General features: G+C 36.9%; 13 protein-coding genes. 5 read left to right on the top strand and 8 right to left on the bottom strand.

Annotated elements, in window-relative coordinates; genetic code table 11:
• Window positions 1-130 precede the first annotated feature (130 nt).
• From IGL32_RS07705 to IGL32_RS07720, 4 genes are all read right to left on the bottom strand, one after another.
• The gene (locus tag IGL32_RS07705; protein ID WP_002385841.1) at window positions 131-571 is read right to left on the bottom strand and encodes a hypothetical protein; all 441 of its coding nucleotides are present in this window, start codon (window positions 569-571) and stop codon (window positions 131-133) included.
• 69 nt (window positions 572-640) lie between these two features.
• Window positions 641-1,177: a GNAT family N-acetyltransferase gene (locus IGL32_RS07710; RefSeq protein ID WP_033625032.1), complete on the bottom strand. Its 537-nt coding sequence runs from the start codon at window positions 1,175-1,177 to the stop codon at window positions 641-643.
• 69 nt (window positions 1,178-1,246) lie between these two features.
• The gene (locus tag IGL32_RS07715; RefSeq protein ID WP_002377094.1) at window positions 1,247-3,952 is read right to left on the bottom strand and encodes a cation-translocating P-type ATPase; all 2,706 of its coding nucleotides are present in this window, start codon (window positions 3,950-3,952) and stop codon (window positions 1,247-1,249) included.
• Between the two features lie 317 nt (window positions 3,953-4,269).
• Window positions 4,270-4,920: a YczE/YyaS/YitT family protein gene (locus IGL32_RS07720; RefSeq protein ID WP_002383117.1), complete on the bottom strand. Its 651-nt coding sequence runs from the start codon at window positions 4,918-4,920 to the stop codon at window positions 4,270-4,272.
• Window positions 4,921-5,008: 88 nt separating this feature from the next.
• Between IGL32_RS07720 and yeiL the strand changes: the two genes are divergently transcribed.
• The 3 genes from yeiL to IGL32_RS07735 all read left to right on the top strand — a co-directional run bounded on the left by yeiL (window position 5,009) and on the right by IGL32_RS07735 (window position 7,432).
• Window positions 5,009-5,674, top strand: a complete 666-nt coding sequence (gene yeiL, locus IGL32_RS07725) for a transcriptional regulator YeiL (RefSeq protein WP_002379563.1) — start codon at window positions 5,009-5,011, stop codon at window positions 5,672-5,674.
• A 71-nt stretch (window positions 5,675-5,745) separates the two neighbouring features.
• Window positions 5,746-6,141, top strand: coding sequence for a DUF3224 domain-containing protein (locus IGL32_RS07730; protein WP_002379564.1), 396 nt, complete (start codon window positions 5,746-5,748; stop codon window positions 6,139-6,141).
• Window positions 6,142-6,250: 109 nt separating this feature from the next.
• On the top strand, window positions 6,251-7,432 hold the full coding sequence (locus tag IGL32_RS07735; protein ID WP_002365813.1) for a multidrug effflux MFS transporter: 1,182 nt from the start codon (window positions 6,251-6,253) through the stop codon (window positions 7,430-7,432).
• 180 nt (window positions 7,433-7,612) lie between these two features.
• On the opposite strand, the gene IGL32_RS07740 is transcribed toward IGL32_RS07735, so the two are convergent.
• A complete protein-coding gene (locus tag IGL32_RS07740; protein ID WP_002379566.1) occupies window positions 7,613-9,448 on the bottom strand; it encodes an LTA synthase family protein in 1,836 nt (611 codons plus the stop codon).
• A gap of 208 nt (window positions 9,449-9,656) precedes the next feature.
• On the opposite strand from IGL32_RS07740, the gene IGL32_RS07745 reads away from it, so the two are divergent.
• Together IGL32_RS07745 and IGL32_RS07750 are read left to right on the top strand one after the other, a co-directional pair.
• The gene (locus IGL32_RS07745) at window positions 9,657-9,806 is read left to right on the top strand and encodes a hypothetical protein (protein ID WP_002357118.1); all 150 of its coding nucleotides are present in this window, start codon (window positions 9,657-9,659) and stop codon (window positions 9,804-9,806) included.
• A gap of 150 nt (window positions 9,807-9,956) precedes the next feature.
• The gene (locus IGL32_RS07750; protein WP_002357112.1) at window positions 9,957-10,307 is read left to right on the top strand and encodes an iron chaperone; all 351 of its coding nucleotides are present in this window, start codon (window positions 9,957-9,959) and stop codon (window positions 10,305-10,307) included.
• Between the two features lie 10 nt (window positions 10,308-10,317).
• Here the strand turns inward: IGL32_RS07750 and IGL32_RS07755 are convergent, their stop codons facing one another.
• The 3 genes from IGL32_RS07755 to IGL32_RS07765 form a co-directional block, all read right to left on the bottom strand.
• Complete coding sequence (locus tag IGL32_RS07755; protein WP_002360043.1) at window positions 10,318-10,668, bottom strand: DUF2200 domain-containing protein; 351 nt, start codon at window positions 10,666-10,668, stop codon at window positions 10,318-10,320.
• A gap of 73 nt (window positions 10,669-10,741) precedes the next feature.
• Window positions 10,742-11,746, bottom strand: a complete 1,005-nt coding sequence (locus IGL32_RS07760; RefSeq protein ID WP_002369188.1) for an SIS domain-containing protein — start codon at window positions 11,744-11,746, stop codon at window positions 10,742-10,744.
• On the bottom strand, window positions 11,740-12,816 hold the full coding sequence (locus IGL32_RS07765; protein WP_016633810.1) for an SIS domain-containing protein: 1,077 nt from the start codon (window positions 12,814-12,816) through the stop codon (window positions 11,740-11,742). The genes IGL32_RS07760 and IGL32_RS07765 overlap by 7 nt, the downstream gene beginning before the upstream one ends.
• Between the last annotated feature and the right edge of the window lie 8 nt (window positions 12,817-12,824).

Genomic DNA, 12,824 nt, shown 5'->3' on the forward strand with positions numbered 1-12,824 from the left:
TCAATAAGAGTAAAATGAAAAATAAAAAGGTTGTTGTTGGTATGAATTAATAATACAATACACTTTCTCTTTTGTCCATAAAAAAGACATGAAAAAAATATTAAATTCGTTAGTTATTTTTATTAGTTTTTTATTTTTTCAAAAGAATGTTGCTCATCCGCGTAATGGCAAAGGTTAATTCATCCGTTGCTTGATCCTGCTTTTCCTCTGAAGCATTAAATAAATCTGCATCAATGCCTGTTTCTGGATCTGTTGCTAAAATCATTTCATTGCATCCTGCTACATATTCTGTATAAGCATGTTGAAATTTTTTGTGAATGCCAAGTACTTGTGGTGTTGGTTTTAATGTTCCGACTTTTTTGAGCATTAATTCATATTTTTCAGTACCTTCTTTAAATTTTGCTTGAATTTCTGCAATTCGTTCGGCTGTTAAATCATTCACTTTATTCTTATCGATCGCTTGACGAACTTCTTCGTAATATGGATTCATGACTTCGCCAATATCTTCTGTTGTTTTAACGATATCATTAATTGTTTGAACGTAAAATCCTAAATTTGGTCTCATAACCATCCCTCTTTTCCCTTTTCTCTTTCACTCCATTTTACACTTTTTCTATTCCATCTGACAAGTGGCACTTTTTCAGTCTTTATTCTTTTGATTCTTAACAGAGAAAACATAGTGAGGCATCGTTTTGCCATGGTATGTTTTAATGTATCGATCCCTAACAAGCATCTGGTTTCGAATAGCGACATTCATAGAGGCTAAGTTCGTATCACGAATCGTTGAAATAACTTCTGGAAAATTTAATACATCGAATGCGTACTGTTTTGTCGCTGCGGCAGCTTCAATCGCATACCCTTTGTGCCATTCTTTCACACATAAATGATAACCAATTTCTGGATAGCTCTTACCTTTTACTAATTGATTGGTGAGACCACACTCGCCGATGACTTCGCCTGTTCGTTTCTTCTCTAACGCCCATAAGCCGTAGCCGTATTCTTGATAGGACTGTAAGTTCCACTTTAGCCAGTTTGCGACCTCTTCATCAGAAAAAGCGTGTTCATAAGCATACATCACATTTTCATCTTGCAAAAATTTTTTCAATTCCACTTCATCTTCCGACTGCCATTCTCTGACAATAAGTCGTTGTGTTTCGAAAATAATTTTCCGTTTCAAGCCCTTTCACTCCTTACATAAAGAAAAATTGACTGGTTTAAGTACCAGCCAATTTTCTTTTCTTATTTATTAAGCACCTTTACCTGCTTTACGTTGGAAGAACTTCACAATTTCCACAATTGGGATGATAGCAAAAGAAGTACCTGCTACAATTGCCCATTGATATGCATCTAAATGTGTAACGCTGAATAAATCATTAAATCCTGGAATAACAATCGTTGCAGCTAATAGCAAGAACGAAACAAGAATCCCATAGTTAAATGATTTGTTGCGGAATAAGCCAACTTTGAAAATTGATTGATAAATCGACTTCACATTAAAGGCATGGAACAATTGAATTAATCCCAAAGTAGCGAAGGCCATGGTTAAAGCATCGCCGTGTTGTAAATCATACAACGCTTGCGCCGATAAGTTTGTGTTAGCTGCGGTATGTGCTGGGAACATAATTGACATTTTATACACAATCAAAGTCAATGCCCCTTGCGTAATCCCTTGATAAACAACACTGCTTAAAACGCCGCCAGAGAAGAAGTTCGATTTTTTACCACGAGGTTCATGGCTCATCACATCACGTTCTGCTGGTTCCACACCTAACGCAATCGCTGGGAAAGTATCCGTTACTAAGTTAATCCACAATAAGTGAACAGGTAACAAGGTATCCCAATTGAGCATTGTTGCAATAAACAAGGTTAATACTTCCCCTAAGTTAGCTGAAAGTAAATATTGAATCGTTTTTTGGATATTTGAGAAGACTTTACGTCCTTCTTCTACTGCCACAATAATTGTTGAAAAGTTATCATCGGCAAGGACCATATCTGAAGCACCTTTTGATACTTCTGTTCCGGTAATTCCCATACCAATCCCGATGTCAGCAGCTTTTAAGGCTGGGGCATCATTTACGCCATCACCAGTCATCGCAACCACTTTTCCTTCTTGTTGCCACGCTTTAACAATCCGAACCTTGTGTTCTGGTGAAACACGAGCATAGACAGAGTAGTGTCCCACGACTTGTGCGAATTTTTCATCTGACAATTCATTTAATTCAGCGCCTGTAATGACTGCATCGTCGTCGCCTTCTTTGATGATGCCTAAACGTGCCGCAATTGCTTCTGCTGTATCACGGTGGTCACCCGTAATCATAATTGGACGAATACCCGCTTCTTTCGCGACTTTTACAGCATCTGCAGCTTCTTTTCTTTCTGGGTCAATCATACCGACTAAACCAGCAAATGTTAAATCTTTTTCCACAAGTTCAGAACTCATTTCGGCTGGAATCGTCTCAACATATTTATAAGCCATTCCTAAAACACGTAAGGCTTGTTTCGCTAATGAGGTGTTTGTTTTCAAAATTTCTTGACGTTTTGTTTCATCTAATGGACTTGTTTCTCCATTTGATAAGATTTCCGTACAACGTTTCAATAATTCATCTGGTGCACCTTTGACAGAAACTAGGAAGCCACCTGTTTTTAATTCATGAACAGTAGTCATTAATTTACGATCAGAGTCAAAAGGAATCTCTGCCACACGAGGTTCAGCTGCTACTTTTTCGGTTACGTTAAACGCATGATCTAAACCAAATTGTACTAAGGCAGTTTCTGTTGGGTCACCAATTAATGAACCATCTTGAGCGATTTTTGTATCATTCGTAAAGTTCATGATTTTTAAAGCCATATTATCGGCAGGGATTTCTGTGGAAGCAGATAAAACTTGACCATCTGTATACAACGCTTCAACGGTCATTTGATTTAAGGTTAACGTACCTGTTTTATCTGAACAGATAATGTCTGTACTTCCTAATGTTTCAACGGCTGGTAACTTACGGACAATCGCATTTTTCTTGGCCATTTTTTGGGTACCTAAAGCCAAAATAATCGTGACAATCGCTGGTAATCCTTCTGGAATTGCCGCTACAGCTAACGAAATTGACGTTAATAACATGTCAATCCATGAACGACCATTCATCATTCCTACCACAAACATCACCGCTGCAATGACTAAAATGGCAATTGTTAACATTTTACCCAATTGGTTTAAGTTTTGTTTTAAAGGCGTTTCCGTTTCTTGTTCGCTTGCTAGCATGCCAGCAATTTTACCGACTTCTGTATTCATTCCTGTGCCAACCACAACGCCAAGACCACGTCCATACGTCACATTACTATTGGAATAAGCCATATTGATTCGGTCACCGATACCAATATCGGTTCCCTCTAAGATGGTTACTTCTTTTTCAACTGGAACAGATTCACCGGTTAACGCTGCTTCTTCAATTTTTAAGCTATTCGCTTCCAATAAACGTAAATCGGCTGGAACGACATCCCCTGCTTCTAATAAAACAATGTCACCTGGCACTAATTCATCGCTTTTAACAGTAATGACGTGTCCATCACGGCGAACATTAGCATTTGGTGAAGACATTTCTTTTAATGCTTCAATGGCTTGTTCCGCTTTGGCTTCTTGGATGACCCCAAAGATGGCATTCAAGATAACAACCACTAAGATGATAATCGAGTCTACCACATCATGGGAAAAGACGGCTGAAATGACCGCTGCCGCTAATAAAACAATAATCATAAAATCTTTGAATTGCTCAAAGAATTTCACGGCAAGTGATTTTTTCTTCCCTTCATCTAGCACATTTTCCCCGTACGTTTCTAAACGCTTTTGAGCCTCCTGTGCACTTAATCCATCAGTTGTTGTGTTCATTTTCTCCAAAACAACTGTGTCGTCTTGTGCGTAAAACGCTTCAGACAATTGTGTTTTCTTTTCTTCTGACATGTTCTTCCTCCTCTATTTTTTGCAGCATCCTTCAAGTACTATTTTACATTTCATCAAAAATAAATGAAAAAAAATAGACTTGTGTATGCTACTTCGTCGAACATACATAAGTCTCACCGTTTAAGACAACACCAGAAATTGCTTTCGGAGTTGGTGATGTTGTCACAGCATAAATACTGTCAGTTACTCCCTCATGAAAAAACTATTTAACATTGATTGGAGAACCAATGTTATGAATAATTACTTAATTAGTATACCGTTTTCCACTCTTTTTTTCAAATAAAAGTTCTGCTCATTTGAAAAAAACTGAAATCCTTTCATTCGGATTCCAGTTTCTTGATTTGTATTCGTAAAATACGCTGTTGCCCCCGCTTTCGCGACCAACTAATAACCCAAGAAAGTAAGAAAAGACTAATCACGGTTCCCTCACGAACAAAAATCGGCAAATGATAACTAATGGACAATCCTAGTGCTAAACTGACACAAAAAATATCAACTAAATAACGATAAAACTGAAAACTATAGCGCGTTCTTTCAGAAATAAGTGTACAAAATTTTTCAATGGGAAATTGCAAAACACCTAGCGCAACTACCTGTCCTGTCCCGATTCCTGCTATGATTGTCCCTAAAATAAATAGAACAATTTTAACCAAATAATTTTGAAAAACAAGCGAACCAAATAATTGATATAAGAAAAAATTAATGACAAAACCAAAGCCAATTAACGCCACCAAAATAATCAAATAGTCCTGAATTTTACGCTGCTGATCTAACAACCAACACGTGCCTAAAAAAGCGAAATTGATAGCTGTGGTAACCGTCCCGACTTTTAAATGAGTAAGTGTTGCAAAGGTCACATTAAATGCATTAAAACTACTAACTCCAACGCCTGCTTGAATTGTCAAACTGATGCCCAATGCACTAATTAAATAAAAAAGAAACGATAGCACAATTTTTTTCTTCCACATTATAAAAACTCCTCTACTCTTGATACGTCTATTATGTGCTACAATAGAAGAAACAAATAGGAGATATCTCCTATTACAAGGAGAAAAAATGCTTAAAACAGCCTACCAACGATCACCGAAACAAGAATTAGCTAAAAATACGCCTTTTTTTAATGAAACTGATTTAAAACACAGTTTTATTATCGATTTTGAAAATCAAGAATTCATTCATCACCAAGCAGAGCCATTAAATTATCTTTTTTATTTAATCAAAGGAAAAGCGAAAATTTTAAAAACAGAACGCAATGGCCGCCAATCCATTGTTCAGTTTTTAACGGCAGGTGATTTAATTGGCGATTTAACATTAGTTCAAGCGGAAACGATAACCAAGGACGTTATCGCCTTAGGTGAAACCTGTTGTTTGGCTGTACCTTTAGCTTACGCAGAAACTGTTTTAAAAAACAAGGTGCTTTTTATGCAGCAACTCAGCCATTATCTAGGGAAAAAAATGCTTCAACGGGTGGACCACTTTACAACGAATCAGACCTATGAACTAAGTTATCGGCTAGCGGAATTGCTATTGGTTGCCGCTAATCACGAAGATGTTTATAAAGAAAAACATACTGAGATTGCCGAATACTTAGGGGTTAGTTATCGCCATCTTATTTATACCTTCAAACAATTTCGAGAGCGCGGCTTTATTCAAAAACAAGGAACTGCTTATCACATCAACCGCTTAGCGTTACATTCTTTTGTGCAAAAAATGAAGAGTTAAAGTGGTGGATTGTTGACAAATAGTGCGCTTCCCGCTACCCTATTCTTATTAATAAGAAAGAAGGGACAGCAATGGAGCAAGCATCATTTACTGTATCTAGTTGGCAAGAACAACCGATTGACAATCTTAATGAAAATTTCCCAGTAAATCAAGCGAGCGCTACTTATCAATTGTCAGGCGCCTTATCTGGGACAGCTTCTGTGGAATACTTAATGACTTATCAAGGCTCTTCAATGGCAGATGGGCTTGAAGCTGTGGCTCAAGTGGTCGGTTTCCTCCATTTCGAAGGAACTTATTTAGGAAAAAAAGGCACCTTTACTGCTTGCGAAAAAGGGACGTTTACACAGGGTCTTTTAGACTGCCCAGGTAAACTATTTCAAGCATCAGGTGAGCTTGCCGGTTTATCCGGTCGCTACACTTATGAATTTAGTCAAGAAGAAGCGCTGCTTCATTTAGACTTTGTATAATAAAAAATTTCAAGGAAAGTTGGTGACATTATTTTACTTATTTTAAATTTGGCGGTTGTAAAAGACAATGGGTGTTTTTGATTAGATTAAACTTTTAAGGAGAAAAATCATGAAAAACACCCGAAACACCGTCCCATCATTACTAATTATTATTTTGCTTGTGGGATTTCCACAAATCAGCGAGTCGATTTTCACACCCATTTTGCCAGCGCTTAGTTCTGCTTTTAACATTCACGATAGCGTGGCACAATTAACCATGAGTATTTATTTTGTTGCCTTTGCCGTTGGCGTTTTATTCTGGGGAATTCTATCCGATACGATTGGACGTCGCCCAGCTATGTTATTAGGAATTTTATGCTATTTAATTGGAAATATTGGCCTTTTTTTGAGTCCGACATTTCCTTGGCTGTTATTCTTCCGTTTAATTCAAGCATTTGGTGCAAGCGTTGGTTCTGTCATTACCCAATCGATGATGCGGGAAAGCTTTAACGATCTTCAAAGAGGGAAAATTTTTGCTCAAACAAGCGCTGCCCTATCGCTATCTCCTGCCATCGGACCCTTAGTCGGCGGACTTGTTCAAACCTATTTTGGCTATCAGCATGTCTTTAGCACCTTAATTGTCATGGCTGTTCTATTACTTTTCTATAGTTTTTATCGTTTACCAGAAACCTTTCACTTAGGAAATACCTTAACGAAAGCGCCTTTTTGGTCCGTGGCGAAACGCCTTTCCTTCGACTCGAAAGTTTGGTGCTACGGCTTATTGATTGGGGGCATTAATGGTTTATTGTTTAGCTACTATGCAGAAGCTCCGTTTATTTTCATCAATCACTTTGGCTTTAGCAGTGTCCAATATGGCTTTCTTGGTTTAGTTTTAGCTGTGTCTAGTATTCTTGCTGCGGTTCTTATCAATTGGTTGCTAGGATATTGGTCAGCGGAAAAAATTGCCTTTGCTGGTTTGCTGCTAAGTATCTTTGCGGCTTGCTGTTTATTAATAATGACACAATTTGAAACAATCATTGGTCTTATTTTGTTTATTTTTCTCTTTTTCTTAGGGATTAATATTACTTTGCCCAATGCCTTAAGTATGGCCTTAAAAGGCTATGAATCTGTAATTGGTACTGCCAGTGGGATTTTTAGTTTTGTCTATTACTTGTTTGTTAGTTTCTTTACCTATTTGATTAGTTACTTTCACAATGGTACCATTTGGGTCTTGCCGCTTTACTTTTTAAGTTTTGCTTGTCTGTTAGCTTTCAGCTATTATGTCATTGTTTATCGTAAAACTTTAAAATAAAACTCAAGAGGTCGGGACAGAACCGTTTAGCTCCGAGAAATAAGAAGAAATTTCCGAAAATTGCTCTTTAATTTTTGGAGAATTTCGGCTTATTTCCGAAGGAGTTGGTTCTGTTCCCGCCGTTTATCAGGTTTTGAGCCTGGGACAAAAATCCAAAGTGATTTTTGTCCCAGGCTCTTTTTAGCTAAAAAATTGATTTTCTAAACTATATTGTTTCCCTGAAACAATGTCATATTGAATCAGTCGGTATTCCTCATATAGTTGTTCTTGCTTTTTATTCATTTCTACTGTTTTTTTCCATTCCCCACCGAGATAGTAATTCCCCTTTTCAAAAGCAGGCAATTGTTCTTGTACCTCATTTAGCATAGCGTAAAATCCCGATTGCGGTAAGCCACTTTGTTGGAAAAGTGAGGGAGCAAAATAAAATGGACTAATGATTGCTTGATGCTGATTTTTTTCTGTTAACTGGTTCGCCGTATCATACATTAGAAATTCTGTCTGGTGAAGGGCTGCCCCTTCATTCAACGCTTGAATGTTTTCATCATAAATACTTGGTAAGTGATCTCCCCAAAAAACGACTAATGTGCGTTTGGGCATTTTTTCGATTTCTTGTAGGAAATTTTTCAAAGCTTCGCTACTGTAGGCAATATCTTGCAAGTAATTATTGAGCGCGACTTGATTGCCGTTTCCTTGAGAAAAATAATTGGACGTTGTGTATTTGTTTTCATAGGGCATATGTGTTTGCATAGTAACTAAATGAATGAATTGCGGTTGCTCTTTTTCTTTAAGCAGTGTCGTCACTTCCTGATACGCTGCTTGATCTGAAATGTAAGGATTATTTTCTAGTTTATCCGTATAGTTCATTGTTTTTTCATTGATAAATTGATCAAAACCTAAAATTTTATACACATCTTTTCGTTTATACATAGATGTATTGTACGGATGAATAGCCGTTGTTTGGTACTTTTGTTCCTTAAGTAATGAAACAATGGAAGGCAATTCCGTCATCTTAGGAATCATCATCGTATAAGGTGTAGTCATTTGAGCATTCATTAATTCCATCGAAAAACTTGTTAAGGCTTCAAATTCAATATTCGCAGTTCCGCCCCCATAGTTTTGTGAAAGCATCTGGCCACTGTAAGTTTTATCAGCGATTTGCTGATAATCAGCTAAAGGATTACCAATAATGGACAAGCCTTTCAGATGATCTGGATTTGAAAAACTTTCACTCATGACAAACACAATATTTGGTTGCTCATTGCTCGGCAGTGTTTTCGCCTCGGCCAACTTTTGATACTTCTGAGTAATTTCTGAAATAGCTTCTTTTGAATAGCCCTTTGGTTGGTCCATAGCCTCTACTTTTAAATTATATAGAAAACCACCAATAAATCCTGTATTGTAGTAATTCATTTTTTGGCTGTAAGGAATCCATAACGCGGTTTTATTATAGGCTTTACGTAACAAATTTTGCGGATTGTTAAAATCACCAATATATGAAAATAGACCAATCGAAAGAACAAGACTTAACACACGAATCGTTTGTTTTTTCTTCGATAAAAAGAAACTTTTATAAAAGGCTTTTCCTAAGAAAAAAAGTGCTACACAACCTAACGCTACCACAAAAATAAACGGCCATAAACCAACCATTTCTTTTAATAAACTAACTTCTGTGATCATTTTTAAGTCGTCTGGATAAATAGGTTCGACACGATAAAACATCTTTTGATAGTCCGCAAATCCTAAAACACCTATTATGACACTATATAAAAGAGCGCCAACTCCTAATGAACCTGCCAAACTACATAAAAAAAGTAAAAAAACGCTTAGCACAAAACAACCTAAGAAAAACTTTTCCGTATGCCACGAAAAAGCAAACTTGAAGGCTAGATCAACAGACAAGTTATTCTGACACCATTGCAAATATAAATTACTAAAAATAATTAATAAGATGAACCCGATTCCATACAAAAGGTAACGGTAGGGCCATCGCCTAAATTTTTCAACTCTCTTTTTCACATCGATCTCCTATTCAAAAACTAGTAATGTATTTATTTTATGCTTCTTGAAAAAGAATGTAAAGAAGTAGCTAGCAAAGAAGTCTAAGGAATGGTAAAGAAAAAATGTTATTTGTTGCAAAAATAATTTTCCAGTGGTATAGTAACAATGGAATTTCGTTATCAGTTATCGTCGCCTTTTTAGAGTACTTTATGAAAGGAGAATAACTATGACTTACAAAGTAAAAAACATTCAATACCGTATTCAATTAGACACAGACAAAAATATTTTCATTGTTTTTGATGCAAAAAATGAAAGTAAAACAGCAACTGGTCACACAATTGAAGAAGCAATTGCACACTTAAAACAATTAAACTAAGGAGTGACAAACATTTCCATGCAAGACCCTTTAGGTAGTTATTTAAGCTAAAAGCCGTTTAGTAAAGAAAAAATACTAGACGGTTTTTTTGTATCTCCTTCGCCTTTTATTTTTTACATAGTATACTGAAACAAACGGAGGTGTTTTTATATGACCATCATTGCAAACTATATTCGCCAGCAACCCCAACATCAAACACAGTTAACAGAAATCTACCAAGCAATTTTAGCAGTTGTTCCTCAGGAGACTACTGAAAAAATCGCTTATGGAATGCCGACCTTTTACTTAAATGGCAATTTAGTGCATTTTGCGGCGGCTAAGCAACATTTAGGTTTCTATCCTACGCCATCAGCCATCCAACGTTTCAGCAAAGAATTACGCCCTTTTAAAACCTCAAAAGGTGCCATTCAATTTCCCTACACGCAAGAGTTACCTCTTTCATTAATACAGGAAATAGTTAAATTCCGTGTACAAGAGAACATGAAAACAGGGTCTCATTGAGACCCTGTTTTCATGTTCTTAAAATTTTTTCCATCGCTTTTCCCTTGGCCAATTCGTCGATTAATTTATCTAGGTAACGGATTTTTTGCATTAAAGGATCTTCAATTTCTTCCACGCGATAGCCACAAATTACGCCTTTGATCAATTGGGCGTTTTCATTAAAATTGGGTGCTTCTTCAAAAAATGTTTCCATCGTTACTTTTTGAGCCAATTGTTGTTGCAAGCCTTTTTCATCATAACCAGTTAACCAGTAAATAATTTCGTCAACCTCCGCTTGCGTTCGATTTTTACGTTCTGCTTTTTGGATGTATAGCGGGTAAACACTGGCAAAGGTCATTGTATAGATTTTCGGTTTTGTCATTGGTTTTCCTACTTTCTGAAGTATTCTCTCTTCAGTCTACCACAGGCTTGCTGGAAAAAGAGGCTATTTTGTCTTAGTAATCAAATTGACGATAATAACGACGAATCTCTAATGGGTGACAATTTAATTTTTCTACATGCGCATCAATGCGTTGCGTTACCGCATGCATTAGGAGAAATGAAACAACTCGGCCACGATATTTTTCACTAATTCCTGGAAGTTCATACGCTTTCGAATCAATAATTGTATAATTGGCACAGATTTTCGGCAATAATTTTGCTACTCGTTCTGCCAACGGACGCTGCTCGTCTTCTCCAATAAACAACGTTACTGGCGTAGTTTCATCTACAATTTCTAGCGTTCCATGTAAGAACTCTGCTGCATGAATTGATTTTGAACGAAGCCAACTTTGCTCTTCCCAATAGCACATTGCATAAGAATAAACCGCTCCCCATTGGTTCCCTGCGCCAATAAAATAGTGAATGCTATCATGACGATGTTTTTCCGCAAAAGCTAAGCCAAACGCATCGGCACTTTTTTCGGCTTCAGCTAAACCTGTAGGCAAATATTCTTCCAATTCTTGGTAATAATTTTCGTAATCTGTAAATTCGTTGTTTTTTTGCATTAAACGATCAGCTACCATAAAGAACTTGATTTGCTCAGTTCCTGGAGCTGGATAAGTCACCACATAATCACATAAATCTGCTAAAAGACTATCTTTTGCATCAATAAAACCAAATAGCGTTGCGCCGACCTTTTTGATTTCTTGAACGGCTTGCACCACTTCTTGTGTTGTCCCAGTAACGGAAGACAAGATGACGAATGATTTTTCTGTTAAACGTTTATTGCCTGTTGTGTAATACTCAGCAGCATGTTGAACATAGATTGGTAAATTACTTTTTCCATTCGCATAAGTAACTGCTTGCATGGCTGAAGCATAAGTACCGCCGATTCCTAAATAATAAACCGCATCAAATCCTTTCGTCCAAACTTGATCAACAACTTTTTCAACATCTGAACGCAAGGCTAAGGCACCTCGTATGTCTTTGATTTGTTGTTCTTCATTAAATTTTAACATGGCTGATTTCCCTCTTTCTTTGCTATTTTACTTTTTAGGACACAATCAAAATCATCAAAAATCCGTTGAGATAAATCAATTCCTTTACTTGTAGCTACTTGATACGCCAAGTATTGAAATGGAATAACTAACAATAAAGGACTAATTTTTTCTTCGACATCACTTGCTAAATCTAACGTATTTGATGCTCTCGTTGAACGCGTTGTAATTGTGTAACATTGGCCAACATAACTGGCTAGATAATTTTTCAAGGCTTGGCTACGTGCTTGAATAGGACTTTGATTTTCAATAAAAAACAAAAGATGTGTATTATCCGCTTCAAGATAAGGCCCATGCATATAGGCTTCGACTTCAAATCCTTGGGAAGGTAAGCGAACTGTTTCTGTAAACTTCGTCTCAAACTCTTTCGCCGTACCAATATTGGGCCCATAACCAATTGCGATAAATCGTGTCCCCTCTGTTAATTCTTTTTTCGTTTTTTGCCAAAATTGTTCGGTTTTATAAATCACCGAATCGATTTCCTGAATTGCTTTGGTAAGTTTTGCTAATTCTTCTTCAACCTCTACTTTTGTTAATTGATGCTTTTGATAGCCCAGTTTCAAACCAAATAGAAATAAATTTAAAAGTGTTGCCGTATACCCTTTTGTGACAAAACCAACTGTTTCAAGCCCTATTTTTAAATCCAGGACTTCATCCACAACCTCCGTAATCGGGCTGGTGACATCACTTGTCAAGGCCACTGTTTTTACAGACGTTTGGTTTTTAATTTTTGCAATGGCATCAATTGTTGAAGCACTTTTACCACTTTGCGAAACCGCTACGACCAGATCAAACCGATCATCCACTTTGCCATAATGAGCAAAATTGAACGGCTCTTGGATTTCCACATAAATAGGCGCCACTTCTTCAAGGTAAACTTTAGCCGCCTGACAAGCGTTATGTGACGAGCCAGTTGCTAAAATTAGACAGTGCGTGACCTTTGAAACGTCTGTATCAGTTAATTGAAATTGGTTAAGAATCTGAGTTAGAGCTGCTTGCTCCTCATTTATATAATCCAGCATCGTTTTCATATTTTGCC

The sequence above is a fragment of the Enterococcus sp. AZ035 genome (assembly GCF_050548325.1).
In the GTDB taxonomy this organism is placed as follows: Bacteria; Bacillota; Bacilli; order Lactobacillales; family Enterococcaceae; genus Enterococcus; species Enterococcus faecalis.

What these genes read in the sequence shown, in the direction of transcription:
- IGL32_RS07705 (WP_002385841.1), bottom strand. Translation starts at nt 571, where the DNA reads ATGGTTATGAGACCAAATTTAGGATTTTACGTTCAAACAATTAATGAT.
- IGL32_RS07715 (WP_002377094.1), bottom strand. Translation starts at nt 3,952, where the DNA reads ATGTCAGAAGAAAAGAAAACACAATTGTCTGAAGCGTTTTACGCACAA.
- IGL32_RS07720 (WP_002383117.1), bottom strand. Translation starts at nt 4,920, where the DNA reads ATGTGGAAGAAAAAAATTGTGCTATCGTTTCTTTTTTATTTAATTAGT.
- yeiL (WP_002379563.1), top strand. Translation starts at nt 5,009, where the DNA reads ATGCTTAAAACAGCCTACCAACGATCACCGAAACAAGAATTAGCTAAA.
- IGL32_RS07730 (WP_002379564.1), top strand. Translation starts at nt 5,746, where the DNA reads ATGGAGCAAGCATCATTTACTGTATCTAGTTGGCAAGAACAACCGATT.
- IGL32_RS07735 (WP_002365813.1), top strand. Translation starts at nt 6,251, where the DNA reads ATGAAAAACACCCGAAACACCGTCCCATCATTACTAATTATTATTTTG.
- IGL32_RS07745 (WP_002357118.1), top strand. Translation starts at nt 9,657, where the DNA reads ATGACTTACAAAGTAAAAAACATTCAATACCGTATTCAATTAGACACA.
- IGL32_RS07750 (WP_002357112.1), top strand. Translation starts at nt 9,957, where the DNA reads ATGACCATCATTGCAAACTATATTCGCCAGCAACCCCAACATCAAACA.
- IGL32_RS07755 (WP_002360043.1), bottom strand. Translation starts at nt 10,668, where the DNA reads ATGACAAAACCGAAAATCTATACAATGACCTTTGCCAGTGTTTACCCG.
- IGL32_RS07760 (WP_002369188.1), bottom strand. Translation starts at nt 11,746, where the DNA reads ATGTTAAAATTTAATGAAGAACAACAAATCAAAGACATACGAGGTGCC.
- IGL32_RS07765 (WP_016633810.1), bottom strand. Translation starts at nt 12,816, where the DNA reads ATGAAAACGATGCTGGATTATATAAATGAGGAGCAAGCAGCTCTAACT.